Source organism: Pseudopedobacter sp. (assembly GCF_040392825.1).
In the GTDB taxonomy this organism is placed as follows: Bacteria; Bacteroidota; Bacteroidia; order Sphingobacteriales; family Sphingobacteriaceae; genus Pseudopedobacter.
This window is the reverse complement of the sequence record NZ_JBEBVH010000291.1, coordinates 1-4,630: the sequence shown is the minus strand read 5'-3', so window position 1 is coordinate 4,630 and position 4,630 is coordinate 1. Positions and strand designations below refer to the sequence as shown.

Sequence of the window (4,630 nt, the reverse complement as noted above, 5' to 3'; positions counted from 1 at the left end):
GATAAAGAAAGCTTACCGCAATTTTTAGATATTTACTGGGATACCATGCAAAGAAAAAGTGCATCTGAGTTTTATTTTTTTAATGAAGAATATTTTTCCGAATTGCTGGCTTCTAAAGAATTTGAATCAAAAATATATATAGTTTATGATGGCGATATACCAATTTGTGGAACATTCATAATCTGCTATAGAGGCGTAGTCCACGCACATCTTATTGGAACCAGTACCGAATATCTAAAGGATTCTCCCGCCAAATTTATGGTTGATGCGATTTGCGATATAGAAAAGGAAAAAGGAATGAAGTTCTATCATCTGGGAAGCGGACTTGGTTTCAAAGAAGATTCCTTGTTTGAATGGAAGAAAGGCTTTTCAGATCTGTTTTTAGATTATTACAGTTGGCGCTTTATTCCAGAAGAAAGTCTCTATCTGAAAATGGTGAAAAATCAGGGAATAGATCCCGCTACATCCGTAGATTTTTTCCCATTATACCGCTATAGGTTAATAGGCTAATATTCAATCTACCATCTTTTAAAAATCATTTAAATATCTACTCTATGAAAAAAATGCTGTTCAATGAAAAAATCTATTCCAGATGGCTCGTTCTGTTTATAGATAGTTTAATAGTTACCTGGACATTTTGTATGTCTTTTCTATTAGTACATAAATTCCAATATCAAAATATCTCTACGAAAGAATTTCTGGTTATGCTTGTAGCCTGTAATATTATTACAGCTTGTGTGTTTGTTGGTATGAAGATTCATTGTGGAGTTATAAGGTATTCAAATACTGAAGATATTTCACGAGTAGTAACCGCTGTGGCATTGGGAAATTTTACTTTTTGGCTTTTTTTTAGAATACTATCTTTTTTGAGTGCAGGTGATAATATGAGGTGGTTTGATGAGGTGGTGCTGGTTAATTTTTTTATGGAAGCCTTACTGTTAATAGTCCTGCGAGTATCAGTAAAAGTACTGTTTGGTTATATGAAACAAGCAGACATGGTAAATGCAGAGCCTATTTTGATTTATGGCTCAGATAAAAATGCCATTTTAATTAAACAAGCATTCGATTTTGCTGCAGAAAGTAATTTCAAAATTGTTGGTTTTATAGATAATAACAAAGATAGGTGGTATAAAAATATTGAACAAAAGAAGGTTTATCCGGCTTCTGACATGAATTTTCTTAAAGAAAAACATGGAGTGAAGAAAATGGTAATTATGGATGGCTGTTTACAAAAAGAGAAAAGAGCCAATCTTGTAGACAGATGTATTGAGTTAGGTATAAAAATGGTTTCTGTACCACCTTCGGTCCAATGGATAAATGGTCGTCTGAATTTGAAGCAGATTAGAGAGCTAAGAATAGAAGATCTTTTGCAAAGAGATCCTATTGTACTGGACAATGAGAACATAATGAATGAGGTAAAAGGAAAATGTGTTTTGGTTACCGGAGCGGCGGGATCTATCGGATCTGAAATTGTAAGGCAATTAATTAAGTATCAACCCAAAAAACTTGTTTTGTGCGATCAGGCAGAAACACCGTTACATCATTTGCAAATTAGTATCGAGGATGACTTTCCCGATACACCTGTCTGTGTTTTTATGTGCAATATTCAAAACGAAGGAAGGCTGAAGAAATTATTCAATGATCATCATCCGCAAATAATCTTTCACGCTGCGGCTTTTAAACATGTTCCAATGATGGAGAGTAACCCTTGTGAGGCAATTTTGACTAATGTATTAGGAACTAAACAACTCGCAGATGTCTCTATAGAATATAAGGTTGAAAAATTTGTTATGATTTCTACAGATAAAGCTGTAAGACCAACAAATATTATGGGAGCTTCTAAAAGGTTGGCCGAAATGTATATACAATCTTTGAACTTTAATCAGTTACGGGATTTACCTTTGGATGATATGTTGCAAATGCCTTTAATGTCACAAATTAAAACCAAATTTATAACAACCCGTTTCGGCAATGTATTAGGCTCAAATGGTTCTGTAGTTCCTCGGTTTAGAGAGCAGATAGAAAAGGGAGGGCCAGTAACCGTAACTCACCCAGAGATTACAAGGTATTTTATGACTATTCCCGAAGCTGTACAGTTGGTCTTAGAAGCCGGTGCAATGGGCAGAGGCGGCGAGATCTTTATTTTCGATATGGGAGAACCGGTGAAAATTATAGACTTAGCTGTAAATATGATCAATCTTGCAGGCTTTTCTAGAAACGAAATCGATATAATTTTTACAGGATTGAGACCGGGAGAAAAGCTTTATGAAGAATTATTAAACGAAAAGGAGCAGGTTATACCTACTTATAATGAAAAAATAAAAATATCAAAAGTGATTAACTACCATCATGGTAATCTGGAGAAGTCGATAGAGCAGCTGTTACAACTAACTACGCTGGCTGACGATTTTAGTGTTGTAAAGAAAATGAAGGAGATTATTCCGGAATATAAAAGCAATAACTCTATTTACAATCAACTGGATAAGGTCGCGGTCAACTATCAATTAAGTGACTGATGAAAATCAATATTAAGATTGACTGAAATCAACAAAAATTTTAATTCTTAGTGTTTTATTTGTAATGGAAAAACTAATTAGCGGACACTTTCGCTAGATATCGCTTTGTCTTATGTAAAACTTTATACAATCTAAATTTACTCCTATGAACAATGGTGAAATTGTAGAACTAGTAATTCGTCGTCATGGCTTAAGTATTACTGAAGTCTCAAGGAGACTTCAGGTTAGCCGAAGATCTGTTTATAACTGGTTTACTCAACAGAATCTAAGTATTAATATTATTTGCAGAATTGGAGAAATTCTGGACTATGATTTTTCGATAGATATGCCAGATTTATTCTGTAGTGGAGAAAACCAAACGACAAACAAACAATATTTTAAACAAACAACTGGTGATTATCAAAATTCCGCAAGCTATTGGAGAAATAAGTACATTAATCTGCTGGAAAAACATAATGAAATGTTAGATCAATTTAGAGCCACAAGCTTTCAGCTTGTTTAGCTTTGGCTTTAAGGTTCTAAGTAAAAGCCTGTGTAAGAATTTACACAGGCTTTTTTAGTATTTTAAAAAACGAAGGCGTTTTTCGTCCAAAACTATAATCTTTCCATTATTTCCGACCTCGATTAAATGTTCAAGTTTAAATTCTTTTAGCGTTCTAATCATCGATTCCTGAGAGGAGCCAACTATATTGGCTAAATCTTCTCTGGATATATCAATAATATGTTTTCCTTCATTGGTTTCATTGAATTTATCTATTATTCTGATAATTCCCTGTGCAACTTTTTTTCTCAATGAATTATAGGCCATATTTAAAATAATCTCTTCATTTTCAGAAATATTATGGGACATCAATTTGATGAATTTTCTCGCTAATAAGATATCTGTATAAATATGAGTTAGAAATTCGTCTTTAGGTATTAATATAAGAGACACGTCTTCAAGTACCTGGGCTTTTTTTGTATAATTACATTCTTTGAAGATCTCGGTGAAACCGAAAAAATCCCCTTTTCCATATATTCCCGTTATAAGTTCTTTCCCATCGGAATTAATTAAAAATTCTTTAACTTTTCCATCGGTTATGTAGTAAAGAAATAACGGGCGCTGGCCAATTTCATGTAATGTATGTTTCTTTTTGTAATTTATGACTTCATGATTTTCGCGAATTAACTTTACGTTGTAGCTTTCGATGACGTCGCCGCCAAAATCTTTTGAATCGGAATAGCTTTGTAATTGTCGCATTAAAGCCTCGTTCTTCTGTAAACGTGTTTTAATTGCATTCAGCAGATCCACCTCGTTAAATGGTTTAATAAGATAATCGTCGGCTCCTAGTGTCATACCTTTTCTAAGACTTTCAGATTCATTACTTCCTGTAAGAAAAATAAATGGAATAGTTGCCGTTTTAGGATGATTGTTAAGGATATGTAAAACGCCATATCCATCTAAATTTGGCATTTTTATATCACAAAGAATTAAATCCGGATTTTCCTTCAATGCCATTTCAACCCCCGTTTTTCCGTCATTCGCACAGAAAACATCATACCCGGACAAGTTTAAAAGTAAGGAGACATTTTCACTTAACAAGTCATCATCTTCAATAATCAATATTTTTTTCATAGGCAAATGTTTATTAGATATAAGATGTTTTAGTGGTACCTAAATTTTTAGTTATTTATATCGGTAAATTCATAGATGTTTATTGAGGCGTTAACTAGTTATCAATGAATCTTTCATCAGTAAAGTTCTTTAGTAAAGATTATTGCATTTAAAATAAGTGTATGTTTATATTGGGACATTAATTGAACCAAAAGTATTCTTTTCTGGCAGATAAAAAGTTTATTGTTGATATTGGAAGTATCAAATACTCGATTATAACTCCATAGGGTGCGTATTTGAGGTAGCATAGAATTTATTACTATTTATTTTTCTGAATAAGTGGTAGACTTAATTTTTAACTGGAAAAAACAATAGAGTGTTGCAAAATGAGGAAAAAAATTCACACATAATATGATATATATCAGTACAATGGCTGATATATATCATGCTTGTTGCATGTTTTAATCAAGATAGTAAAATTAGTTTCATGTTAGTCATTTAGTAAATTATATTCTAATAT

General features: G+C 32.7%; 4 protein-coding genes. 3 read left to right on the top strand and 1 reads right to left on the bottom strand.

Annotated features, from left to right (window positions below; all coding sequences use genetic code 11):
* The 3 genes from ABWO41_RS15625 to ABWO41_RS15615 all read left to right on the top strand — a co-directional run.
* Nucleotides 1-510 (top strand): GNAT family N-acetyltransferase (locus ABWO41_RS15625; RefSeq protein WP_353140050.1); only part of this gene is annotated, 510 nt, incomplete at its 5' end.
* A 44-nt stretch (nt 511-554) separates the two neighbouring features.
* Nucleotides 555-2,516, top strand: coding sequence for a polysaccharide biosynthesis protein (locus tag ABWO41_RS15620; protein ID WP_353140048.1), 1,962 nt, complete (start codon nt 555-557; stop codon nt 2,514-2,516).
* Nucleotides 2,517-2,661: 145 nt separating this feature from the next.
* Nucleotides 2,662-3,018 carry a helix-turn-helix domain-containing protein gene (locus ABWO41_RS15615; RefSeq protein ID WP_353140046.1) on the top strand — a complete coding sequence of 119 codons (357 nt, stop codon included), beginning with the start codon at nt 2,662-2,664 and terminating at the stop codon, nt 3,016-3,018.
* Between the two features lie 54 nt (nt 3,019-3,072).
* On the opposite strand, the gene ABWO41_RS15610 is transcribed toward ABWO41_RS15615, so the two are convergent.
* On the bottom strand, nt 3,073-4,131 hold the full coding sequence (locus ABWO41_RS15610; protein ID WP_353140044.1) for a response regulator: 1,059 nt from the start codon (nt 4,129-4,131) through the stop codon (nt 3,073-3,075).
* Nucleotides 4,132-4,630 lie beyond the last annotated feature (499 nt).